This is a genomic window from Cryptosporangium aurantiacum (assembly GCF_900143005.1).
Classification (GTDB): Bacteria; Actinomycetota; Actinomycetes; order Mycobacteriales; family Cryptosporangiaceae; genus Cryptosporangium; species Cryptosporangium aurantiacum.
The window spans coordinates 603224-626930 of sequence record NZ_FRCS01000002.1 but is presented as its reverse complement, the minus strand read 5'-3'; the positions used below and the strand labels follow the sequence as shown (position 1 = coordinate 626930).

The following is a 23707-nucleotide window of genomic DNA, read 5'->3' as shown; positions in this document are numbered from 1 at the left end:
CCTACGTGCGGGGTAGCGCGCCGGTATCGTGCGTTCATGGGCATGCTGTGCGCGGTGAGCTTCACCCGGCATGGCCGGCTCTACTACTGCGATCCCGGCTCCTATTCACCGAAGGTCGGCGATCGGGTGCTGGTGCCGACCGACGACGGCGTTGAGGTCGCCGAATGCGTCTGGGCTCCGCAGTGGGTGTCGGACGAGACGTCGGGCTTCCCGGTGCTGGCCGGGTTAGCGGCCGAGGGTGACCTCGAACGCGACAAGCTGCTGCGGCGCAAGAAGGCGCAGGGAAAAGTCGCGGCGAAGCGGCTGATCCGGGCACACGACCTGCCGATGAAGGTCGTCGCGGTCGACCACGCGCTGGACACCAACCGCACCACGATCTACTTCACCGCGCCCCACCGTGTCGACTTCCGGGCGCTGGTCCGCGACCTCGGCGCCACGCTGTCCGCGCGCGTCGAGCTGCGGCAGCTCAATCCGCGGGACGCCGCGAAGGCGCAGGGCGGGATCGGTCCGTGCGGTCGTGACCTGTGCTGCTCCACGTTCCTCACCGACTTCGAGCCGGTGACGATCCGGATGGCGAAAGACCAAGACTTACCGCTGAACCCGATGCGCATCTCCGGGGCCTGTGGCCGGCTGATGTGCTGCCTGAAGTACGAACACCCGCTCTACCAGGCGTTCGACGCGTCCGCGCCGGCCATCGGCGAGAAGGTGGAGACGTCGGCTGGCCGTGGACGGGTCGTCGGCCGGTCGGTGCCAACCGACTCGGTGACCGTACGGCTCGACGCGGACGGCAGCCGTTGTGTGTGCAGCCGGGCGAGCGTGTGCGGCTCGCGACAGGCTTACGAGTCGTCGACGGCGTCCGAAGGGCCGGTCGGGGGCTGAGGGCGGCATCATGAGCGCATGGAGCAACTCGACACCCGAGTGGCGTACAAAAACCCTTGGCTGAGCGTTCGCGAGGACACCGTTCGGTGGCCGGACGGCTCGACCGGCATCTACGGCGTCATCGACAAGCGTGACTTCGCGCTCGTCGTCCCGTTTGACGGCGGCGGCTTTCACCTGGTCGAGCAGTATCGCTATCCGGTGCAGGAGCGCTGCTGGGAGTTCCCCCAAGGCGGCTGGCCGCCAGGTGCCGCCGGGGGCACCGGCTTGGAGCTGGCCCAGGCCGAGCTCGCCGAGGAGACCGGCTACCGCGCGGCCACCTGGACCTTGTTGGGCCACTTGCAGGCCGCGCCGGGCGTCATGAGCCAGTACTTCGACGTGTACCTCGCCGCCGACCTGACCCCCGGCGAGCATGCCCGCGAAGCCTCCGAGCAGGACATGCGCCAGCGCTGGGTGTCGGTCGAGGACTTCGAGAAAATGATCCGCTCCGGCGAGGTGCGCGATGCGCATTCGATCGCCGCCTACGCTCTATTCTCGCTCGTCCGGGGACGCTAATCGCGGTTCCGGGACCGCGATATCAGAACAATTGCCACAATAAGAACACCGATAATCCCCACGGCGGCGATGACACCCTCGACCGGCATGCGTGGTAACTCCTCGTTGGCTTCAGCGGGGGAAGCCGGCTCGCCCAGTGCGGCCGGCGCGTGGGGCGTCGCCGGTCTAGGCGGTACTCCGGCGGCGACGCGGTGGGTGCCGCCACACAGGTTCACGAACAGCGTCCCGTCGGCGTCGATCGCGTAGACCGCGTACCGCTCGCCGATCGTGAACTCCACGCCGCACGACGCCGCACCGTTGTTCGTCGAGACCTTCACCGTGGGTCCGGCGACCGTGCCCTTGAGCACCCTCTCGACGGTGAAGACGTACGTCACCGGCTCCGGCGACCCTTCCTCCGGCCTACCGACGAGCTGACGTGCTGTTCCCACGAAGACGACGCCGGCCTCGGCCGCAGCTTCGCTCGGCGTGACCGGCACGCAGTCACACGCGCACGCGGGGGCGCTGCTGATCGTCACGGCGCTGATGCCGCAGAGCACCGCGCCGAACAGTCGCACCCATGCCGACCCCCGTGGCACCCGCGTTCCTCCTCGGCCAGTGGCGACCCCGCACGGTCGCCGAGCGAGCGCAGCGGGTTACTCAGGCGTCCGGACGACGATAGCGGCCTGCCGCATACGCTGGTAGGACCACCGCCTGGGCCACCAGCACGCTGCCGCCGTCGACGTCGAACGTGATTGCTGGCGATCCGTACAGCTCGTAGCCCTCGTCCAGTGCCTCGCTCACCCGTGCAGCCAGAACGTCGCCGTCCGGACCTGTCAACAGAAGGTAGCGGAGGCGTTCCCTAACGTGGTCCATCCAGCGTCCTCCGGCCGTGAAGGGGATGCCCACACCGTAGGGGGTGCGGGGGGTGGGTGCACGGATTCGGTTGCTGGGGGAGGACCCGCTACACTGGTGACGCACGTTGCCGCCTTAGCTCAGTCGGCCAGAGCGACGCACTCGTAATGCGTAGGTCAAGGGTTCGATTCCCTTAGGCGGCTCTCTCCTGGCAGTGCAAACGCCCGACAGCCTTAGGCTGTGGGGCGTTCTTCGTTGGGGAGCGTTTGCGCTCGGCTGGTCGGTGTGACTGTCGCGAGGGCTGGCCTCAGATGCTGGTTGACGAGTTCGAGCGAATCGCGACTGCGGCGCAGCGTGAAGGCGTCCGGCTGGAGTTCCTCCTCGGGAAGTTGGGAGTAAAGGTCGAGCCGGACGGCAACCACGGCGAGATCTTCCGCTGGGTGATGCAGCGCTGCCTCCAGCACCGTCCCGGCCTGTGGCTTTATCCTGCGCGAGGCCTGAGGGTCAAGGCGTACCGCAACGGCCATGCCAAACCGGACGGTGCCCTCGCTCCGGAGGGGAGCTTCGGGCCAGGTGAGTGGGCGGACGCCGACCACGTCCTCATGGTTCTCGAGGTGACTTCGTACGATGCCGATACGGACAAGAGGGACCCGCGAGTAAGAGCCGCGCGCATACGCCGAGACCGGCATTCCGGTATATCTGCTGATCGATCGGGAGGCGGGCGAGGTTCTAGTCACAGCGCGCCGGAGGACGGTGTGTATGCCACTCTCGTTCGTCGCCCATTCGGCAAGAGCGTGGAATTGCCCGAGCCGGTGGGCATCGTGTTCGAAACCGAGCCACTCAAGGAGTGGATTCACTAACTAGCCCTCGTGTTTCATTATGCCATCGTGGGCACGAGTTTCCGCTATGGCGTATCTCGATTGAATCCAAAGCCATGGTCGATCGCGTCTATGGCGAAATTCCTGGCTTTCCGCCTGGAAGCGTATTTGCAAATCGATTTGAGCTCGCAAGTTCAGGCGTGCATCGGCCGCTACAGGCGGGAATATCGGGCGGCAAGGACGGTGCTGACTCCATAGTGGTTTCCGGTGGATACATTGACGATGAGGACTACGGGGATGAGGTCGTCTACACCGGTCAAGGCGGCAATGATCCGGACACGGGGCGTCAAATCGCCGATCAGCACCTGATCCGGGGAAACCTTGGACTCGTGCGAAGTCAGGAAGAGGGCAGGCTGGTCCGACTCATCCGCGGTGCAAACGGAGATCCCAGGTACTCACCCTCCTATGGGCTCCGATACGACGGACTATTCCGGGTGATGCATCATTGGTCCGAGCCGGGCATTGATGGTTTCCGTATTTGGCGATTTCGCATGGTGGCGCAACAGTCTGAGCGGGCGCCGCTTGGAATTGAGCTTCTAAACGGCCGCCTTCGAATAGTCATGGAGCAGGCCGACGGAACGGTTAAGCTTGCTGGATCCGCAGGCCAGGTTCACAATTTGCTCTACGTGGTTACGGCACAGACGCTGCAGTGGCGTAATCGAATAAAGGAGCTAGAAGATCTGATCAATTCGCCGCAGGTGCGTGAGCATGACCTGCAGCTATTCTTTGAGCAAAATCCCGACTTCCTTTTCGGCGATGCTTACGAGAGTGCTTATCCGCAGATAGTACTGCAGCGCGAACTCGAGGGGCCGCTCATTCCGGACTTCGCCCTTAAGCCCACCAATACGAATGCGTTGTGCGACTTACTAGAGATCAAGCTCCCCAAAGTGAAGTTGATTAGAGAGAGTCCTAACCGTGTTCGACTCAGCTCAGCCATCATGGAGGCGTGCGCTCAACTCCGCGAATATCGCGACTATTTTGAGGACGCAGAGCGACGCAAAGCCGTCCAAAGAGAGTACGGCCTGCAATTCTTCCGTCCCCGAATGATCGTGTTGATCGGACAGCGCCGAGGTCATTCGTCCATGGGCATGCGGAAAGCCGAGACAGACGTCCCCAGTCTCTCAATCGTCACCTACGACGACATCTTAGAGCGTGCAAAGGCCAGGCTGCGCAGGCGCTGAGAGCTACCACTAGGCCGGTCGCCGCTGGCCCCCGCCTGAACCTGGTCGATAGCCAGGGGTGCTCGCGAGGTCGGTGAGCGACTCTCGGCGTTGGAGCCTCGAACCCGGTTCGGTTCAAGACACGCCGTTGGGGTTCGGCTCTTCGGCCCAGCGTGCTCGGGCTGACGCGAGGTGCTCCTGCAGATATTCGGGATTTGGGGCTTGCGAGGGGGATACCTGCAGCTTGGCGCCTTGGAATGCATGCAAATGGGGGAAATGATAAAGGGCCGGATCGACCTCGACGGTCCATGTACTCGGGTCGACGGCGATGCGCCAGTTGTCGAAGAGAAGGTGCAGGTCGGCCCGGAGGAGAAGTCCTCCGGCGGTGTCATGCTTACCGGAGTCCGCATAGAGATACAGGTGTGCGGCTTGGAGCGCCTCGCGCGGTTGGGGCCCGGAGATCGCGCACACGTTGCCGTGCATTCTCAAGAGCTCCTGGCGGAAGCCTGATTGGCCCTTGCGCACCCGCACCTTGGTAACGCGATGCCCGCCTGGCAACTCCACTGCTTTAGGCGGCTGTCCGACAGCGAGACTTTCGAGCGCGGACATGGAACTCTTGCGTCGAAGAAGGTCGCGGAGCCCAGCCAAATCCAGCGGCCGAATGGCGTTCTGCCTGCTGTGGCTGAGGTATACACCCTCTAAGTCTGAGGCGGCCAGGCTGATCGGCGTCCAGGTATCACTGTAGTGCGCCTCACTGGCGGTGACCTCAACGCTGATGCGATCCGGCTCGTCGAAGTTGGCCTTGCAATGCGTGCAGTGATAGCGCGGCCGTAGAGTCTTCCGAGGTTCCGGCCCGCCCTTCTTGCACGCAGGGCATCGGTTCATGAGCTTGGGGCGAAGCTCGTTCCGGATGAAGTCGATATAACCGAATCCAAAGACGGTTTCGTTGTCCCTGATGATCAGAAGGTCACCGTCTGTGACGCGTCGAGAGTTCGCGACTTGCGAGTCATAAGCGTACTTCACGCCGAGGACGTCGCCATACGAATGCCAGACGGGAGTATCGATCTCAATTCCGTGAGAGAAGCAACTCCAAGCCTGCTGCTTGTCGAATTGAATCGAACTCTCATTGCCGGGACCCAGCGCCATTCGGTGACACTTGCACCGGAGTGCTCAGCGGCTAGAGATGCCTACGAGCCGATGAGGCTGGCCCGCGGATGTTCGCCGACCAATTCGGCATATCGCAAGAAGAGTGTGTGCTGACGCGTGTGCCTGCCTGGTTGGCCGGCGGCAAACAACGCGTCGACCAGCGCGTCCAGGGAATCGTGAGCGGCGCCCAGCGCCGGAGACATCGGGTCGGGGGAGTACAGCGCTGCTAGCGGGACAGCTGGGTCGCGGGTGGCTAGGACGGCACGGCCGGCCTCGGCGATCGCTCGGCGGGTGGCGGGGTTCACGGCCGGCAGCGGCAGCGTGTTCCAGACCACCGTGTTCGTGAAGCTCGGATCCGACTTCATCCGACCCCCGACCGTCTTCTGCCACGTCATGAACATCGACGACGAGATGATGCCGAACAGGAAGCCGTCCGGGTCCGGCGACGTGAACAGCTTGATCGACGCGATCACGTCGGGCGACAGATGCCCGGCTGTGGCGTACGGGCGGTTCTCGGTGAACGTTTGGGGGATCGCCAGGTACGGCACCGATGGTTGGCGGCGCTCGTGGAAGAGGTGCGGTGTGGCGGCGGCGGCTCGGGTCGCTGCCTTGGGACTCGCGAGGCGGCGGGCACGCACCTCGGCGAGACGCCGAGCGAGTAGCGGACTCTGGTAGAGCGATTCGAGCGACGCCCCCTCGAACCAGAAGCACCATCGTGCGAGGTTGTTGATCAGCTCATCGCCGCCGCGGTACGGCCGGAGATAGCGTGCGGCGATCGGGTCGGCGGCGACGTCCGGGAATTCTGCCGGCGAGACGGTGAGGAAACCCCAGTCAACAGCTTTCGAACCGGCCTGTACCGCCGGTAGGTCCGGTGAGAGTGGAGTGCGGCGCGGCGTGACGAGGATGTCCGGACCGTCGACGAGATAGGCGTTGATCGTCGGCACCGGGGAAGCCCGGTCGTTCTCGATCAGCACCGGCTGGACCGTCGGGTCTTGGGTGAAGCCCACGACGACGCAGTGCACCGCGGCGGTACGCCGCCCAGGGGCAGCCGGAAGGGAAGGCGGGGGTACCGACCAGGTGAACGTGCGGTGCGCGAACTTTATGCGCCAGCCGGCGTCGACCATCGCGCCGAAGAGCGTCGGCACCGCCTGGCCCTGCACGATCGAGTTCGTGGAGACGAAAGCCCAGTCACCCACGCAGTACGAAGCAGCCTTTGCGTGCCAGCCGGTCACGTAGTCGAGCAGCCCCGAGTAGCGCGGTCCCCAGGCGGCGCGGAGGTCGGCGCTCTGTGCGGCGCTGCGTTCCTTTGGCCCGCGGAACGGCGGGTTCCCCGCCACGATGACCGCCGACGACGGCGGGCACACGGACGTCCAATCAATTGTCAGTGCGTTGCCGACGACGATCGTGGCCGACGATTTGTTGGTTGCCCGCTCGGGCGCAGCGCCGACGCGCTCGGCGAACTCCAGGTCGCACTGGCGCTCGGCCAGCTCCAGTGCGGCGGCGGCGAGGTCTGCGGCGTGAGCGTCCAGTTCGATGCCGTAGAAGTTCGCCAACTGAACGTGCGGTTGCCCCGCGGTGCGCAGCCGCACAAGCACCTCGTGCTCCAGCCGCCGCAACTCCCGATACGCGACGACGAGGAAGTTCCCGCAGCCGCAGGCGGGGTCGAGGAAGCGCACTGAGGCCACTCGCTGCCGGACCGCGTGGAGCTGGCGTGGGTCGGAGGCCGAAGCCACGGCCGAACGCAAGGCGCCCAGGAAGAGTGGTTCGAGCGTTCGCAGCACGACGGCCTCGGACGTGTAGTGCTCACCGAATGCCCGTCGCGCCTTGGCGTCCCGCCCGGCCTGGTACGCCTCACCGATCGCGAACGGATCCACGCCACACGCTAACCCGGTTCCCGGTTTACGCCGGGCGTACTGGCCACCGCAGTTCACGCGGGTCGCCCGATCGACGCCGAGGCACGCGAAATCGTCCTCTAAGCGCCTGTACAGCCCGCAAACGCGTCAACCGACGGGGCCGCACGGTGTCGGCGAACGGGCGAGCGTTCGTGGACGCCGTACTAGCAGATCCAGTTGTTCGATCGGATCTGGCGATTCCAGCTGCCGCTGCCCATCGAGACGTCGGCCAGTCGGGGCGCACCCTGTTGCCGGGCGAGGACCAGCGACGACGTCCCGGCCGCACTCTTGAGGTTGGTCTGGTTGAACAATTGGACCTTGCAGTTGGCGCCGTTGTTGTAGATCGACGCGGCGCAGGCGCTCCACGTGCCGCCCGGGCAGCTGGCGTGCGGGAACGATGCCCAGGTCGTGTTTTTCCCCGCCAGCTTGCCCATGTCGCCGGTGTAGTCCGGGCCGGTCCAGAAGCAGACGTAGCCACTCGGGCAGGCTGAGACGTCGCGCTTCGGGACTGGTGCCGGCGCTGCGGCGGGTGGCGGGCTCGGCTGTGGCGCGGGTGCGGGCTCGGTGCTGGGCGGGGCTGTGGATGGTTGGGTGGGCTGGGGAGCCGGCGAAGACGGAGCCGGCGAGGACGGCGCGGACTTGGCGGGCTGGGTTGTCGGCGCGGCAGATGCGGTGACCTGGCTGGTCGGTTGGAGGCTCGATTCGCCATGCCCCGCGCCCGGTGCAGAGGAAGCGGCCTGGGTGGTCGCCGCTCGCGCCTCGGATGGGTCGGCTCCCGAGCGAAAGGCCACGACGGCGAGCACGGCAACGAGTCCGAGGACGATCGTCCCGGCGACCCCGGCAAGTGCTGCGGTACGGCGACGGTTGCCGGTCTGCGGATCAGGTGTGGCGGGCCGAACGGCTCCGGCGGGCGGCGCGGGAGGAAACGCCGGGCCTGAGGGGAAGACGGGCGGCGAGGAGATCAGCCCTGGCGTCCCTGCGGGCCCCTGTGTGACGGCGGGCCCTCGGGGAACGGTGGGCGCCTGCGAAACGACCGGGGCCTGCGGAACGGTGGGCCCCTGGGAAACCAGCGGCGCCTGCGGAAAGAGCGCCGCCTGCGGAACAGTGGGCCCCTGGGACTCGGTGGGCCCTTGCGGGACGCCGGGCCCTTGCGGGACGCCGGGCCCTTGCGGGACGCCGGGACCCTGTGAAACGGCGGGAACGGTCGGCGCCTGCGGAACGGCGGGCCCCGGTGGAACGGCGGGAACGAACGGACTCTGGGGAACGGCGGCCCCCGGCGTGACGCCCGGCCACTCCGGAAACCCGGAACCCGCCGGAAACAGCGGACCGGCTGCCGGCGGCGACGAAACAACCGGCGCGACGGTGGTAACCGCCCCCGCGGCCTGAGCGGCCTGCGCCGCCCCCGCCGCGCGGGCGGCGTCCGCGAACGCTGCCGCCGTCGGGTGACGCTTCCCGGGGTCCCGGTCCAGAGCCCGCAGCACCAGCGCCGCCACCTCCGCCGGAACTTCCGGCGGCAAACTCACCGGCCCGCCCTGCAGCAGCTTCGTGATGACCTGCACGGTGTCCCCGGTGAACGGCGGGTTCCCGGTCAGGCAGCAGTAGGCGACCGCTCCCAGCGCGTAAATGTCGCTCGCGGCCGAGATCTCCCCACCGGTCGCTTGCTCGGGTGCCATGTACTGCGGCGACCCGATGATGAACTTGCTGTTGGTCAGGCCGGCCAGGTCTGCGGAGCGGGCGACGCCGAAGTCGATCAGGACCGTGGTGCCGTCCGGTCGGAGCAGGAGGTTGCTGGGCTTGACGTCGCGGTGGACGATCCCGGCCTGGTGCGCGGCGTGCAACGCGTCCGCGGCCTGGGTCACGATCGACAGCGCGGTGGCGACGTCGAGGGTCCCGGCAGCCTTGATCCGCTTCGACAGCGGCTCACCGTCGATGAGTTCCATCACGACGAAGTCGAGACGGTCGTCGTCGATCAGGGCGTTCTCGCCGTAGTCGTGAACCTGGACGATGCCCGGATGCCGCAGCGCCGCCATCAGCCGCGCCTCGGTGCGGAAGCGGGCGATGAACTCCGCATCCGAGACCAACGCGGGTAACAACGCCTTGACGGCGACCTCGCGTTGAAGCAGCGTGTCGGTGCCTGACCACACCTCTCCCATACCGCCGACCGCGATCCGGCGGTTCAGCCGGTAGCGACCGCTGAGCATGGTTCCGGGAGAGAGCACCCGAACACGGTACCGTTCCCCACCTATCTCAGTGGACACGCTGTTCTTGCTGCAACGGCCTCTAGTGCCGGGTGCCCACGTAGGTTCACACGAGTTCTCGGCCGGTAACAGGATCTTAAGAGGTGGTTTTGCGCGTTTCGGTGTCGAGCGTCTGATCAGGGTGATCCGAGTCGCTGGTGGCCGCTGAAGTGGGTGGATTCCGACGGGCTACCACCGGTCGGAATCCACACACTTGCTCAACTGCCGGCCGGTCGTTGGGAGCGGGAGCTGGTTGGTGTGGGTGGGCTGCGCGGAGAGGGTTGCGGCGTTCTCCGCCTGCCTCGCTGCATGATTGTGGCGGTTTCCGTGCCAGGGCACGGAAAACGCCACAACGACACTCCGCGCTACACGGAAACGGCTACATCCATTCGGTGGGGAGCGGCGTCCACCCCGGGTCCACTCCCGTTGCCGGCAGGCAAACGGCGAAAACTGTCACCGGGCGACAGTAGAACGACGCCGCACCAGATAGGACCCCTCAAAGCCCGACGTGACCGAGTCCCAGGGTGGCGTTGACCTCGAGGTCTCGCCGGGCACTGGGGATCACGGTGATCGATCCCCGGTGAGTAGGACGCGTCTCGTTGGCGGGACCACTGGTCCGAAATCCGCCAGCAGCGCGGCCGGGTTCCGGTGGGGGACCCGCGTACTGCGGGGTCGCCCGAATCCAGACACCGGCGCCAGGCCTGTGGCGGGCTGGACTACGCCGCACCCGGCAGCCGGACCGTCACGACGAGTCCACCTTCGACCCCCGGCACCGCGGACACCGACCCACCGTGCGCGCGAGCCACCGCCTGGACGATCGACAACCCGAGCCCGGCGCCCGAAGACCCGGCCACTCGCTCCGAGAGTCGCCGGAACGGCTGGAACAAGCCCGGCACCTCGTAGCGCGGCACGACCGGTCCGGTGTTGCGCACCTCGAGCACCGCCGACCCCTGCGCTACTCCGGTCGCGATCTCGATGCTGCCGTGCGACGGCAGGTTGTACCGCAACCCGTTCTCGACCAGGTTCTGCACGAGCCGCTCCAGCAGAACCGGGTTCCCCGTCGTCGGCGCCTCGGCCAGCTTCGTCAGCACGGTCACCGACCCCGGTGACACCGAGCCCGCGACGTGGTCGGCGAGATCGGCCAGGTCCAGAAACGCGCGTTCGCCGACGTCCCGCTCCGAGCGTGCGAGCAGCAGCAACCCGTCGATAAGCCGTTCGTGTCGGCCGTTGACGGCCAGCAGCGTCTCGGCCAGGTGCCGCACCTCCGGCACCGGATCCGACCGGTGCAGCGCGACCTCGAGCAGCGCACGGTTGACGGTCAGCGGCGTCCGGAGCTCGTGGGAGGCGTTCGCGATGAAGCGCCGCTCGCCGTCGAAGGCGTGATCGAGGCGCTCGAGCATCACGTCGAACGTGTCGGCGAGTTCCTTCACCTCGTCGTGCGGGCCTTCTAGCGCGATGCGCTCGTGCAGGCTGCGGTCGGCGATGGGCGCGTCCGCGATCCGCCGCGCGGTCTCGGTCACCCTCTGCAGCGGATGCAGCATCCGGCCGGCGATCAGCCAGCCGAACGCGGTCGCCGCGATGCCGACCAGCAGCAACGCGACACCGCCCTGGGTGAGCAGCGCGGTGAGCGCCTCGTTCTGAGCGTCCATCCGGACGTCGGTGATCACCGATTCGCCCTGCCCGGGCACGCCGGACTTGACCAGCGGGCGGGTTCCCCCGTCGGCAGGCAGACGCTGGGCGACCAGCACGTACGTGACGGCGAGCAGCACGACACCGGAGAACATGAACAGCCCGCCGTACACCAGCGCGAGCCTGACCCGGAGCGTGAGCCTGTTCATGGGATCCGGTACCCGACACCGGTTTCGGTCAGCACCACCGGCGGTTCGCCGAGCTTGCGCCGCAGCTTGAGGATCGTCAGCCGGACCGCGTTCGTGAACGGGTCGGCGTTCTCGTCCCAGGCCTTCTCCAGTAACTGCTCGGCGGAGACCGCGGTGCCGTCCGCCCGGAGCAACTCCGCCAGCACCGCGAATTCCTTTCGCGACAGCGGCACGTACCGGCCGTCGCGGTACACCTCGCGACGGTGCGGATCGAGCCGGATCCCGGCCCGCTGCAGGACCGGTGGCGCGGCCGGCCGCGCTCGGCGCCCGAGCGCGGTCACCCGCGCGGCGAGTTCGGGGAACGCGAACGGCTTGGGTAGGTAGTCGTCTGCGCCGATCGCGAGACCGGTGACCCGGTCGTCGATCTCGGCCGCCGCAGTCAACAGCAGAATTCGGACGTCCGGCCGCTCGGCAACCGTCGTACGGCAGACGTCGTCCCCATGGACGACCGGCAGGTCACGGTCCAGCACGACGACGTCGTAGTCGTGCACACCGATGCGCTCCAGCGCGGAGCCACCGTCATACGCGACATCGACCGCGTGCGCGTCGCTGCGGAGCCAGGTGGCCACCGCGTCGGCCAGGAGCGGTTCGTCCTCCACCACCAGGATCCGCATTTCTCCATAGTGACTCCTCACTGCATTTCTTTGGCGTTTCCGTTTTCGGAAACGGCCGGGAAGCGCGTCGGCGACTCCAATTCGACGTGCGGGCGCCGCACGACGTCCGCACGTCGATTCGAGAAGGAGAGATGATGCGACTCAGGTGGGGAGTGCTCGTCGGCTTGCTGACCGTCCTTGCGCTGGCCGGCGGTGGGAGCGCGGCCTGGGCGACCGACGGCGGGTCGACGAGTGGTGGTCCGACGCACACACGCTCGTCCGGGGACGGGCCGACGCTCGTCGGGGTCGGGGAACCCGGCGACACGCCGTTCACCCAGGAGCAGGCGGAGAAGTTCGCGAAGTGCATGCGCGCCAACGGCATCCCGGACTTCGAGACGCCGAAGGTGACCGAGCCGGAGGGTGACAAGCCGGGACGGATCGAGTCGACGCTGCCGAGGGACGTCGACCCGGAGACGGCCAGGAAGGCGACGGAGAAGTGCGCTGAGGCGGGCGGACTGCCCAAGCCGGTGAAGCCGTCCGCGGCCGACGTGAAGAAGCTCAAGCAGTACGCCAAGTGCATCCAGGAGAACGGGATCGAGAACTTCCCGACGCCGGAGGCTGACGGTCGACTGGAGTTCCCCGAGGGCATCGACCCGGACAGCGAGGAGTTCCAGGCGGCGGAGAAGGCCTGCCAGAAGTACGCACCGCGGCACGGCAAGAAGACCGTGCACAAGGGCGACGGCGAGAAGGCCCTGCACGTGGCGTGAGGAAAGCGGCCGCGCTCACCCGGGGTGAGCGCGGCCGATCTAGACGTTCCAGGCTGGTGGCACCACCGGCTCGGTACGCAGCTCGGCGCGGGCGATCGACCGCAGGTGCACCTCGTCCGGGCCGTCGAACAGGCGCATCGCCCGGTGCCAGGAGTACATCCAGGCGAGCGGCGTGGTCTCGCTGACGCCGGCCGCGCCGTGCACCTGGATCGCCCGGTCGATGACGCGCGTCGCGGCCCGTGGCACCGCGACCTTCGCCATCGCGACGAGGTTCCGTGCGGCCTTGTTGCCCGACTCGTCGATCGTCGCGCAGGCGAGGTGGCAGATGGCCCGGGCCTGCTCGATCTCCAGCCGGGACTCGGCGATCTGCTCCTGGACGACGCCCTGGTCGGAGAGGCGGGAGCCGAACGCGACGCGGGACTGGGCCCTGGCGACCAGCAGAGCCAGCGCCCGCTCGGCCGCCCCCAGCGCCCGCATGCAGTGATGGATCCGGCCCGGCCCCAACCGCGCCTGGGCAGCCGCGAAACCGCCGCCCTCCTCGCCGATCACGTTGCTCACCGGGACCCGGACGTCGCGGAACTCGACCTCGGGGTGACCGTGCTGGTCCCAGTGCCCGAGTACCGTGTGGTCGCGCACGACGGTGACGCCGGGGGTGTCCCGCGGCACCAGCACCATCGTCTGCTGGCGGTGGGTGGGCGCGTCCGGGTCGGTCTTGCCCATCACGATGAAGATCGCGCACCGTGGGTCCGACGCGCCGCTGATCCACCACTTGCGCCCGTTGATGACGTACTCGTCACCGTCGCGGACGATCCGGGTGCTGATGTTGGTGGCATCGCTGCTGGCGACGTCGGGCTCGGTCATCGCGAACGACGACCGGATCTGCCCGTCGAGCAGCGGCCGGAGCCATTGCTCCTTCTGCTCGTCGGTGCCGAGCAGGTGCAGCAACTCCATGTTGCCGGTGTCGGGCGCTTGGCAGTTGATCGCCTCGGGCGCCAGGTCGTTGCTCCAGCCGGACAGCTCCGCGATCGGCGCGTACTCGAGCTGGGTGAGCCCGGACTCGGACGGCAGGAAGAGGTTCCAGAGGCCGAGTTTCCGCGCGGTCTCCTTCAGCTCCTCGACGACCGGCGGGACGACGTGGTCGTCGGGCCCGGCGGCGCGGCGGTAGGAGACGTAGCGGGCCTCGCTGGGCAGCACGTGGTCACGAAGGAATTCGACCATCCGTTCCCGGAGCTCCACGGCTCGGTCCGACGGCGCAGGCATAGTCATCGTTGGCCTCCTGAACAGACCGATCGCTTGCTAGGTCCTGAACTTAGGTGCCTCGCTTCGAGGCGTCAACGCGGACGACGTCGAGAGCGAACTGCACGTACTGCGCCGCGACCGTCGTCGGCGGCGTCGGCCCATCCGGTGACCACCAGGTCGGCAGCGCGGTGCACATCGTCACGACCGCCCGGGATGCCTCGTGCGGCAGCGGCGTGGCGAACAAGCCGCGTCGCTTGGCCTCGCGGACCTCGACGTCGACCATCCGCTGGACGTCCACCCGGAGCGCGGCGATCCGGGTCCGGTCGGGCTCGTCCAGGCTGCGCATCTCGCTGGCGCCGATGAAACCCAGCTCGCGGCGGTGCGTGTGGAACAGCGCGAGGCACTCGACCAGCAGACCGAACCGCTCGACCGGCCCGTCGCCCTCGGCCCGCGCGGCTTCGGCGCGGGTGAGCAGCTCGTCCATCGTGCGGTCGAGCAGCGCGACCAGGAGGTGCTGCTTGGTCGGCCAGTGGTGGTAGAGGCCCGGAACCGACAGCTGCGCGCGCTGCGCGATGTCGCGGATCGTCGCGCCGTGGTAGCCGAGCTCGACGAACGCGCTCAGGGCTCCGGCCAGCGGTGCCGGGAGGTCGAGCGGCGGGAAGTCGCGCCACGTGCCCGTGTCTACCGGCGCGGCTGCCGGAGCGCGGAGCGCCGCGACGTCGGTGCCGAACAGCCGCGCGGCGCTCTCGACCCGCTCGGCCGGGATCCCGGTGCGGCCGTTCTCCACCGCACTCCAGGTGCCCGCGCTCACGCCGAGCGCCTCCGCGGTCGCCCGGAGCGTCAGCCCGGCCGAGCGCCGTGCGATACGCAGGCGGTCACCCAGCAGCACGCGTTCAGCGTTCATGCGTGCCCTCCTTGACAGCCGTGTTCAACTGAACAGATCGATCGATCGCTCGTCTTCAGGAGAGTACATGGCTGACGCGCCGGGCGTGGACGTCGAAGCACTCGAAGCGTTCCTGCGCGCCGAGCTGCCCGGGCTGCTCACCGGCCCGTTGAGCGTCGAGCTGCTCACGGGGGGCCGCTCGAACCTCACGTACCTGCTGAGCGACGGCACCGGCCGCTGGGTGCTGCGGCGGCCGCCGCTGGGGCACGTCCTGGAGACCGCCCACGACATGGGTCGCGAGCACCGGTTGCTGAGCGCGCTGCACCCGACGAACGTGCCGGTGCCGCGGCCGCTGGTGCTCGCCGGCCGGGACGTGATCGGAGCGCCGTTCTACGTCATGGAGTTCGCCGACGGTGCGGTGCTCAGCACCCGCGACCAGCTCGCCGCGTTCGACGCCTCCGGCGCGACCGCGCTCGCCGACGGGCTGATCGACGTGCTGGCCCGGCTGCACCGCCTCGATCCGGACGCCGTGGGGCTGGGCGACCTCGGGCGGCCCGCCGGGTACCTGGAGCGGCAGTTGCGCCGGTGGGCCAGGCAGCTCGACGCGTCCCGCAGCCGTGACCTGCCGGAGCTCGACCGCCTGCACGAGCGGCTGTCCGCGCGTCTACCGGAACGGCAGGGGAGCGGCATCGTCCACGGCGATTACCGGCTGGACAACGCGATCGTCGACCCGCGGACCCGGACCGTGACCGCGGTGCTGGACTGGGAGATGGCGACGCTGGGTGACCCGCTCACCGACCTCGGCTCGGCGATCATGTGGTGGGACGGGATGCGCGGGCTGAACGGCCCGGTTGCGGCACTGCCCGGTGACCTCGCCGCGTTCCCCGACGGTGGTCACCTGGTGGCGGAGTACGGCAGGATCACCGGCACCGACCTCAGTGAAATGCCCTGGTACTGCGGGTTCGCGTACTACAAGATGGCCGCGATCTTCGAGGGCATCCACTACCGGTCGCTGCAGGGCATGACGGTCGGAGAGGGCTTCGATCGAATCGGGCCGCTGGTGCTGCCCCTGACGGAGCGAGGCCACGCGGCCCTCTCCGGCGGGCTCCACGGCTGAACGGACGCGCGCCTCGACGGCCCTCCCAGCGTGGGCCCTCACCCCCGCCGAGCCGGTACCGTCCCTCCCATGCCGAGCCCGGCGTTGCGTGTCTTCCTGAGCCACACCGATGAGTTCCGGCGGTTCCCGGAAGGACGCTCGTTCGTCGACGCTGCGGAGAACGCGGTGACGCGGGCCGGATGCCTGGTCACCGACATGGCCTACTTCCCGGCGCAGGACCGGCTCCCGGCCGAGGTCTGCCGGCAGAAGGTGCGCGAGGCGGACGTGTGGGTCGGGATCCTCGGTCTGCGCTACGGCTCGCCGGTGCGGGACGAACCCGAGCACTCCTACACCGAGCTGGAGTTCGAGGCTGCGACCGAGGCCGGCCTTCCGCGGCTGGTGTTCTTGTTGGACGCGGAGAGCGTCGTCCCGATCCCGGCCGCGCACATGCTGGACGCGCAACACGCCGACCGGCAGGAGGCCTTCCGCCAGCGGGTCCGCGAAGCGGGCGTCGTGACCCGAAAGTTCGTGTCACCGGACGAACTCGCGCTGGAGCTGCACCACGCGCTCGTCGATCTGGGCCAGCACGGGCCGCGAGCGCAGCGCCTGTTCATGGCGCCGGCCCGCACCCACCGGATCGTGCAGCGACCCGCGCTGTCCGACCGGCTCGTCGAAGCCTTGACCAACAAGAGCCTGATCGGGCTGACCGCGCTCGGCGGTGCCGGAGGCTTCGGCAAGACGACGCTCGCGGGCGAGGCCTGCCGGGATCCCCGCATCGCCGAGCAGTTCCCGGACGGCGTGCTCTGGTTGACGCTCGGCGAGCACGTTGCCGGCGCGGATCTCGCCGCCGCGATCAACGAGCTGGCCGAGCAGATCACCGGTGAGCGTCCGTCGTTCACCGACCCGGAGCAGGCCGGACACCATCTCGGCCGGTTACTCGGCGGCCGGCGTGCGCTGCTGGTGTGCGACGACGTGTGGCATCGCCACCAGCTGGAGCCACTGCTCCTCGGTGCGCCGCAGTGCACCCGGCTGGTGACGACCCGGGTGCACGCCGCGCTGCCGGACGGCACGCCCACGATCGACGTCGACGCGATGAGCGTCGCGGAGGCGGACGAAATGCTCGCCGACGGCCTGCCCGAGCCGGCACCGGACCTGTCCGGGCTGCTCGGCCGCACCGGTCGGTGGCCGGTGCTGCTGCGGCTGGTCAACGGCGCCCTGCGGCGGTACCTACGCCGGGGCGCACCGGCCGCGGACGCCGTCCGCCGGGTGGAGGAACGGCTGGCCAAGGGTGGCCCGGCGAGCTGGGACCCGGCGAACCCGGCCCGGCGGCAGGAGGCCGTCGCCGCCACGCTCGAAGCGAGCCTGGAGCTGCTCGACGAGACCGGTCGTGGACGCCTGGACCGGTACCTGGAGCTGGCGATCTTCCCCGAGGACGTGCGGATCCCGCAGCGCGTCCTGGAGGTGTTCTGGCGCTCCACCGGCGGACTCGATGCCGACCAGGTCGAGCACCTCTGCCTGGACCTGGCCGACCTCTCGCTGGTCGCCGACTACTGGTTCGGCGACGAACCGTGGCTGCGGCTGCACGACGTCGTCCGCCACTACCTGCGGCACCGCATCGACGCCGGGCTCCCGGCCCTGAACGCAGCGCTGCTCGACGCCTACCGAACGGGCCTGCCGCACTGGTGGGCGCTGCCCGATTCGGCCGGCTACCTCTGGCAGCAGCTGACCACGCACCTCGCCGAAGCCGAGCTCACCGACGAACTCGACGCGCTGGTGACCGACCTGCGCTGGCTCACCACCGCACTCCACCGCACCGGCCCGGCGGGCATCGAAGCCGACCTCGCGCGGTCTTGCGACCCCACGGCCGCGGTGCTGGAGCGCGCGATCCGGCAGAACGCGCACCTGCTGACGCCGCTCGACCCGCCGCACGCGCTGGACGCCACGCTCGTCAGTCGGCTGACCGCCTATCCGGAACTGCGCGAGCGCGCCGAACAGCACCTGGCGAGCCTCGGCCCCGTGCTGCGGCCGGTCTGGCCGCTGCCGAGCTCGCCGCATCCGGGGCTGATCCGCGTCCTGGGTGGTCCCGCGATGCCGCTGGGTGACGTCGTGATGAGCCCGGACGGCACGTGGCTCGCGACTCCCGGCCGCGAGGACGGCACGGTCTACCTCTGGAATTCCGACGGCACCCGGAGGGCGGAGCTGAGCGGTGATCCGGCCGACGTCAGGGTGCGGATCAGCCCCGACAGCCGGTGGCTCGCGGTGGCCCAGCGCTCCGTCTCGCTGGGGCGGCAGCAACTCCGCGACGTGTATCTGTGGAACGCCGACGGCTCTCGCCGCGCAGCGCTGCCCGGGCACCTCGGCGCCACCGCCGTGGTGATCAGCCCGGACGGAACCTGGCTGGCCACGGCCGCGCGAGGACCCAACCGCCGCGGGCGGGTGCGGCTGTGGAACGCCGACGGCTCGAAGCGGACGGACCTGCCGGGTGACGTCGATGCGCTGGAGTCCGAATGGGCGGCACCGTTCGTCGGGATCAGCCCGGACGGGACCTGGTTGGCGACCTGGAACCGGAGTGACACCACCGTGCGGGTCTGGCACCCGGATGGTTCGCCGAGGGCACGGATTCGGGTGGCGAGCGCGGAGATGATCGAGCTCGCGCCGGACGGCCGCTGGCTCGCGATCGCCGGGGCGGGTGGCGTTGCGCTGTGGACTCCGGACGGCGTACTGCACGCCGAGATGCCGGGGCGGGTCGACACGCTGAAGCTCAGCCCGGACGGACAGTGGCTCGCCACCGGGCTAGGAAACACGGTCGTGCTCTGGGACAGCGACGGGACCCGCCGGGGTGACGTCCCGCTTCCCAACCCCGCCAGTGGGCTCCTGATCAGCCCGGACTCCACCTGGTTCGTCATCGCCTCGGGCCGACTGCCCCCGGACCAGCCGACGACACAATTCTGGGGCGCCGACGGCACGATTCGGGCGGTGCTGCCGCGCTCGTCGTACAGCCACTTGCTGATGTCGATCAGCCCGGACAGTGCCCGGCTGCTCGCGCCGACGCAGGGCGGCGGCATGGGGGTGTGGGACTCGTTCGGTGTGCCGCAGGCGACGTTCTCCCGGGAAGCGGGGCGGGTGAGCACGGTGCGTACTAGTCCGGACGGGACGGTGGCGGCCGTCGCGAGCGCGGAAGACGGAGCCGTACGACTGTGGAGCCTCCCGGGCGTAGTCGCGGCGGGTAACCACGGCACGCGCGGCCTCCTCCAGTTCCTGGCCGCCTCGGACGGCACGTGGTTCGCGGTGATCGACAGCGCACACGGGCGCGTGCGGCTCCTGGACGGCGTCGGCGCGGGCCGGGCCATGGCCGAAGCGGTCCGCGGTGGGCTCATTCTGAGCCCGGATGAGACCTGGTTCGCGGTCGTCAATATGCCTCGCGACGAGATGACGCTGTGGACGCGCGACGGAGCACCGCTCGGTACGGTCACCGATCCACGCGGCGGAATCCGGGGCGTGGCGATCAGCGGGGATGCCCGCTGGTTGGCCACCGCGGGGAGGAACGGAACCGTCCGGCTCTGGAATCTGGACGGCACGCTGCGGGCGAGCATCGCGCCGCCACACGCCGGCGGCGGGATGCTCCGCTCGATCGAGGTGAGCCCGGACGGGAGCTGGCTGCTGACCCGCCACGTCGGCGACGACCTGCTGCGGCTGTGGAACGCCGACGGGACCCCGCGGGCCACCGTCCCGACGCCGACTGTGTCAGGCGAGCGGACTAGGGCGTTCGGTGCACTCATGTCCCACGCCGCGCTCAGCCCGGACGGCACCTGGTTCCTGGTGGCCGGCACCAGCCCGGTCGGCCGCGACGAAACCGTCCGGCTCTGGAACTCCGACGGCACCCCCAGGGCGTCCATCCACCGGCACGCGCAGTCCGGGGGACATCCGGTGATCAGCCCGGACGGCACCTGGATCGCGGTGCCGACCGGCGACGGCGTTGACGTCTGCGGCGCCGACGGAGCGGTTCGCTGCTCGATCGTCGCCCCGCTGAACGGCGGGACGCCGATCCGGATCAGCGCGGACAGCCGGTGGCTGGTGACGAGTCGGGTGCGCGCCGACCTAACAGGCGACGCCGTGATGGTGTGGACGTCGGACGGGGAAGCGCGGGGGAGCTACCCAGCGACCACGGCCGCGATCAGCGGGGATTCGCGCTATCTGGCCACCGCTGAGCGGGACGGCACCGTGCGGATCTCCGAGTTGGCGAGCGGGCGTCAGGTCACCGCGCTGCGGATCGAGCCGCGCGCGACCGGGCTGCGGTGGCTGGCCGGCTCCGCGCGGCTACTCGCGACCGGAGCGCAGGGCCTGACCGTCCTAGAGACGAATGTCGGTGGGGGTCGCTAACGTGTGCGACCTAAGTTCTCAGGGATCACGGGGGTCCCGGTGGACACGGCAGAAGGATTACTCACGTGAAAGCCGTAGCGTCGGCGTTAGCGTTGCTGGTCATCGGAGTAGGCCTGTTGGGTTGGGGCGGATGGAACTACATCGCCGGCACCACGGGGGAGAAGGCCACGGCGGTGGTCGAACAGTGCACGAAGTCGTACGGGCGCAAGGGCCGCTCGCGGACGACGTGTTACGGCACCTGGCAGCAGAACGGGGTCGCTCAGCGCGGGCAGATCGACGGCGTCGGTGACGACGACCAGGGCAAGAGCGTCGAGGTCCGCATCCACGACGGCGAGGCCTACGCGTTCAGCTGGCCCGGTGTGCTCGTTCCGGGTGCCATCGGCGTTGTCATGCTGATCGCGTCCGTGTTCTGGATGGCGTCGGCGTTCAAGGGCAAGAAGGAAGAGCCACCGGCCCAGGGCTGGCAGGGAGGGCCGCACCCGCAGGCCCGCGTTCCGCACCCGGCCGGGTACGCCCAGCACCCGCAGCCCCAGCACCCGCAGCCCCAACACCCGCAACCCCAGTACGCGCACCCTTACGCGCAGCGGCCCGGTTACCCGCCGCAGGGCCAGCGTCCGCCGGCCTACCCGCCTGCCGGGTACGGCCAGCAGCCCGGTTATCCGCCGCCCGGTTACCCGCCCGCCGGTTATCCGCCGCCGGGGTACCCGCCCGCGCAGTACCCGCCACCCGGTTACCCACCTCGGTAACCCGCACCACCTGGGGGAGACGATGAGCGATACGGCATTGAGCGTCGAGGTCAACGGCATCAACCAGATCGCCGAGTCCGAGCGCAAGGGCAGTCCCAGGGACTTGTTCTGGCCGTGGTTCGCCGCGAACGTCTCGGTGCTCGGCGTCAGCTACGGGTCCTACATCCTCGGGTTCGGCATCTCGTTCTGGCAGGCGGCGCTGGTCGGCGTCGTCGGTGTGGTGATCTCGTTCCTGTTCGTCGGCATCATCTCGATCGCCGGTAAGCGGGGCTCCGCGCCGACGATGACGCTGACCCGCGCGGCGTTCGGCGTCCGCGGTGGCCGGCTGCCGTCGCTGATCTCCTGGCTGCTCACCGTCGGGTGGGAAACCTCGCTGGTCGTCGTCGCGGTGCTCGCCACCGCGACGATCTTCGACCGGCTGGGCGCAGGCGGCGGCACCGGGACCAAGGTCGTGGCGCTGATCGTGATCGTCGCGATGGTCGCGCTGGGCGGCACACTCGGGTTCAACCTGATCATGCGCGCGCAGCGGTGGATCACCTGGATCGCGGGTCTGCTCACGGCCGTCTACCTGGTGTTCGCCGCGGACAACATCGACTTCGGCCGGGTCGTCGACCTGCCGGGTGGTTCCGCACCGGCGGTGATCGGCGCGTTCGTCTTCACGATGACCGGCTTCGGCCTGGGCTGGGTCAACGCGGCCGCCGACTACTCGCGGTACCTGCCGCGGTCGGCGTCGACCCGGGGTGTCGTGCTGTGGACGACGCTCGGTTCGTCGCTGCCGCCGGTGGTGCTGCTGCTGTTCGGCATCCTGCTCGCCGGCTCGTCGGACGACCTGAACGCGGGCATAGCCGCCGACCCGGTCGGCGCGCTGACCACGATCCTGCCGACGTGGTTCCTGGTGCCGTTCGCGGTCGCGACGATCCTCGGGCTGGTCGCCGGCGCGATCATGGACGTGTACTCGTCCGGCCTAGCGCTGCTCAACGTCGGGCTGCGGGTGCCGCGCTGGGTCGCGGTCTGCATCGACTCGACGCTGATGCTGATCGGCGCCGTCTACGTGGTGTTCTTCGCCAACGACTTCCTCGGGCCGTTCCAGGGCTTCCTGATCACGCTGGGTGTGCCGATCGCGGCCTGGTGCGGCATCTTCATCGCTGATATCGCGCTGCGGAAGAAGGATTACGCGGAGGACGAGCTGTTCACCCCGAGCGGTCGGTACGGCGACGTGCGGTGGGTATCGGTCGGGCTCGTCGTGGTCGGCTCGATCGTCGGCTGGGGCCTGGTGACGAACACGCTGGCGTCGTGGCTCGACTGGCAGGGCTATTTCCTCGGACCGCTGGGCGGCAAGTCCGGTGACTGGGCGTTCGCCAACCTCGGCGTCCTCGTGTCGCTGGTGATCGGCTTCGTCGGGTACCTGCTGCTGGGACGGGGTGCGGTGCGCGGTCAAGAGGCGCTGCCGACTGTGCCAGAGTCACCGGTGACCGAGGGGGCGAACTGAATGGGCTACACGGCAGCGGCTGCGCGGTACGAAAACAAGACCTACCGGCGGGTCGGGCGAAGCGGGTTGAAGCTTCCGGAGATCTCGCTGGGTCTCTGGCAGAACTTCGGTGACGAGACGCCGCTCTCGACGCAGCGGGCGATCATCCGGCGGGCGTTCGACCTCGGCGTCACCCACATCGACCTGGCGAACAACTACGGCCCGCCGTACGGCAGCGCGGAGATCAACTTCGGGCGGATCTTCGCCGAGGACCTGAAGCCGTACCGGGACGAGCTGGTGATCTCGACGAAGGCCGGCTACGACATGTGGCCGGGGCCCTACGGCGACCACGGCTCTCGCAAGTACCTGCTCGCGAGCCTCGATCAGTCGCTGGCCCGGATGGGGCTGGAGTACGTCGACATCTTCTACTCGCACCGGTTCGACCCGGAGACGCCGCTCGAGGAGACGATGGGGGCACTGCACACGGCGGTGACCTCCGGCCGTGCCCTGTACGCCGGGATCTCCAGCTACTCGCCGGAGCGGACGCTGGAGGCGGCGCAGATCCTGCGGGACCTCGGGACGCCGCTGCTGATCCACCAGCCGTCGTACTCGATGTTCAACCGCTGGATCGAGGGCGGGCTGCTCGACACGCTCGGCGAGCTCGGCGTGGGGTGCATCCCGTTCTCGCCGCTGGCCCAGGGCCTGCTGACGAACCGGTACCTGAACGGGATCCCGGCGGGCTCCCGGGTGGCGCGGGAAGGCTCGGCGACGTCGTCGATGCTGACCGAGGACACGCTGGGGCGGATCCGCGCGCTGAACGAGATCGCCGGGTCGCGCGGGCAGTCGCTGGCGCAGCTCGCGCTCGCGTGGGCGTTGCGCGACGAGCGGATCTCGTCGCTGCTGATCGGTGCGTCCAGCGTCGCGCAGCTGGAGGACAACCTGGCGGCGACGCGGAACACCACGTTCACCGACGCCGAACTGGCCGAGATCGACAAGTACGCGGTCGAAGTCGGCATCAACCTGTGGGCGAGCTCGAGCGAGAGCTGAGCCCTGCACACCCCCAGCAACCGGAGGGTGGGCGAG

At 69.0% G+C, this 23707-nt stretch carries 18 protein-coding genes, 1 tRNA gene and 1 pseudogene; 11 read left to right on the top strand and 9 right to left on the bottom strand.

Annotated elements, in window-relative coordinates:
• The first annotated feature begins 36 nt into the window (after positions 1 to 36).
• Positions 37 to 879: a PSP1 domain-containing protein gene (locus tag BUB75_RS09700; RefSeq protein ID WP_073254496.1), complete on the top strand. Its 843-nt coding sequence runs from the start codon at positions 37 to 39 to the stop codon at positions 877 to 879.
• Positions 880 to 897: 18 nt separating this feature from the next.
• Complete coding sequence (locus BUB75_RS09695) at positions 898 to 1431, top strand: NUDIX domain-containing protein (protein ID WP_073254493.1); 534 nt, start codon at positions 898 to 900, stop codon at positions 1429 to 1431.
• Here the strand turns inward: BUB75_RS09695 and BUB75_RS09690 are convergent.
• Positions 1428 to 1907: a hypothetical protein gene (locus tag BUB75_RS09690; RefSeq protein ID WP_178379808.1), complete on the bottom strand. Its 480-nt coding sequence runs from the start codon at positions 1905 to 1907 to the stop codon at positions 1428 to 1430. The two genes, BUB75_RS09695 and BUB75_RS09690, sit on opposite strands and share 4 nt — an antisense overlap.
• A 160-nt stretch (positions 1908 to 2067) precedes the next feature.
• Positions 2068 to 2283, bottom strand: a complete 216-nt coding sequence (locus BUB75_RS09685) for a DUF1737 domain-containing protein (RefSeq protein WP_073254487.1) — start codon at positions 2281 to 2283, stop codon at positions 2068 to 2070.
• Positions 2284 to 2391: 108 nt separating this feature from the next.
• On the opposite strand from BUB75_RS09685, the gene BUB75_RS09680 reads away from it, so the two are divergent.
• From BUB75_RS09680 to BUB75_RS44135, 3 genes and pseudogenes are all read left to right on the top strand, one after another.
• A tRNA-Thr gene (locus BUB75_RS09680) sits at positions 2392 to 2465 on the top strand.
• 108 nt (positions 2466 to 2573) lie between these two features.
• Positions 2574 to 3122 (top strand): annotated as a pseudogene (locus BUB75_RS09675) (Uma2 family endonuclease).
• A 74-nt stretch (positions 3123 to 3196) separates the two neighbouring features.
• On the top strand, positions 3197 to 4321 hold the full coding sequence (locus BUB75_RS44135) for a Shedu anti-phage system protein SduA domain-containing protein (protein WP_084740600.1): 1125 nt from the start codon (positions 3197 to 3199) through the stop codon (positions 4319 to 4321).
• A 114-nt stretch (positions 4322 to 4435) separates the two neighbouring features.
• Here the strand turns inward: BUB75_RS44135 and BUB75_RS44960 are convergent, their stop codons facing one another.
• The 5 genes from BUB75_RS44960 to BUB75_RS09640 all read right to left on the bottom strand — a co-directional run bounded on the left by BUB75_RS44960 (position 4436) and on the right by BUB75_RS09640 (position 12066).
• Complete coding sequence (locus BUB75_RS44960; RefSeq protein WP_143175100.1) at positions 4436 to 5446, bottom strand: HNH endonuclease; 1011 nt, start codon at positions 5444 to 5446, stop codon at positions 4436 to 4438.
• Between the two features lie 41 nt (positions 5447 to 5487).
• Complete coding sequence (locus BUB75_RS09655) at positions 5488 to 7320, bottom strand: DNA methyltransferase (RefSeq protein ID WP_073254482.1); 1833 nt, start codon at positions 7318 to 7320, stop codon at positions 5488 to 5490.
• 182 nt (positions 7321 to 7502) lie between these two features.
• On the bottom strand, positions 7503 to 9557 hold the full coding sequence (locus tag BUB75_RS46155; protein WP_178379807.1) for a serine/threonine-protein kinase: 2055 nt from the start codon (positions 9555 to 9557) through the stop codon (positions 7503 to 7505).
• Positions 9558 to 10291: 734 nt separating this feature from the next.
• Positions 10292 to 11413, bottom strand: a complete 1122-nt coding sequence (locus BUB75_RS09645; protein ID WP_073254477.1) for a sensor histidine kinase — start codon at positions 11411 to 11413, stop codon at positions 10292 to 10294.
• Positions 11410 to 12066, bottom strand: a complete 657-nt coding sequence (locus tag BUB75_RS09640) for a response regulator transcription factor (protein ID WP_073254474.1) — start codon at positions 12064 to 12066, stop codon at positions 11410 to 11412. The genes BUB75_RS09645 and BUB75_RS09640 overlap by 4 nt, the downstream gene beginning before the upstream one ends.
• Before the next feature lie 134 nt (positions 12067 to 12200).
• Between BUB75_RS09640 and BUB75_RS09635 the strand changes: the two genes are divergently transcribed.
• Positions 12201 to 12812 (top strand): hypothetical protein, encoded by a 612-nt coding sequence (locus tag BUB75_RS09635; RefSeq protein WP_143175099.1) that lies wholly within the window; start codon positions 12201 to 12203, stop codon positions 12810 to 12812.
• Between the two features lie 39 nt (positions 12813 to 12851).
• On the opposite strand, the gene BUB75_RS09630 is transcribed toward BUB75_RS09635, so the two are convergent.
• On the bottom strand, positions 12852 to 14078 hold the full coding sequence (locus BUB75_RS09630; protein ID WP_073254468.1) for an acyl-CoA dehydrogenase family protein: 1227 nt from the start codon (positions 14076 to 14078) through the stop codon (positions 12852 to 12854).
• A gap of 43 nt (positions 14079 to 14121) precedes the next feature.
• Complete coding sequence (locus BUB75_RS09625) at positions 14122 to 14955, bottom strand: TetR-type transcription factor C-terminal domain-containing protein (protein WP_073254465.1); 834 nt, start codon at positions 14953 to 14955, stop codon at positions 14122 to 14124.
• A gap of 67 nt (positions 14956 to 15022) precedes the next feature.
• On the opposite strand from BUB75_RS09625, the gene BUB75_RS09620 reads away from it, so the two are divergent.
• The 5 genes from BUB75_RS09620 to mgrA all read left to right on the top strand — a co-directional run bounded on the left by BUB75_RS09620 (position 15023) and on the right by mgrA (position 23671).
• A complete protein-coding gene (locus BUB75_RS09620; RefSeq protein ID WP_073254462.1) occupies positions 15023 to 16051 on the top strand; it encodes a phosphotransferase family protein in 1029 nt (342 codons plus the stop codon).
• 69 nt (positions 16052 to 16120) lie between these two features.
• Positions 16121 to 20410: an NB-ARC domain-containing protein gene (locus BUB75_RS09615; protein WP_073254459.1), complete on the top strand. Its 4290-nt coding sequence runs from the start codon at positions 16121 to 16123 to the stop codon at positions 20408 to 20410.
• 65 nt (positions 20411 to 20475) lie between these two features.
• Positions 20476 to 21156, top strand: a complete 681-nt coding sequence (locus tag BUB75_RS09610) for a hypothetical protein (protein WP_073254456.1) — start codon at positions 20476 to 20478, stop codon at positions 21154 to 21156.
• A gap of 22 nt (positions 21157 to 21178) precedes the next feature.
• Positions 21179 to 22645: a purine-cytosine permease family protein gene (locus BUB75_RS09605; protein ID WP_073254453.1), complete on the top strand. Its 1467-nt coding sequence runs from the start codon at positions 21179 to 21181 to the stop codon at positions 22643 to 22645.
• Positions 22646 to 23671: an L-glyceraldehyde 3-phosphate reductase gene (gene mgrA / locus BUB75_RS09600; RefSeq protein WP_073254450.1), complete on the top strand. Its 1026-nt coding sequence runs from the start codon at positions 22646 to 22648 to the stop codon at positions 23669 to 23671.
• Positions 23672 to 23707 lie beyond the last annotated feature (36 nt).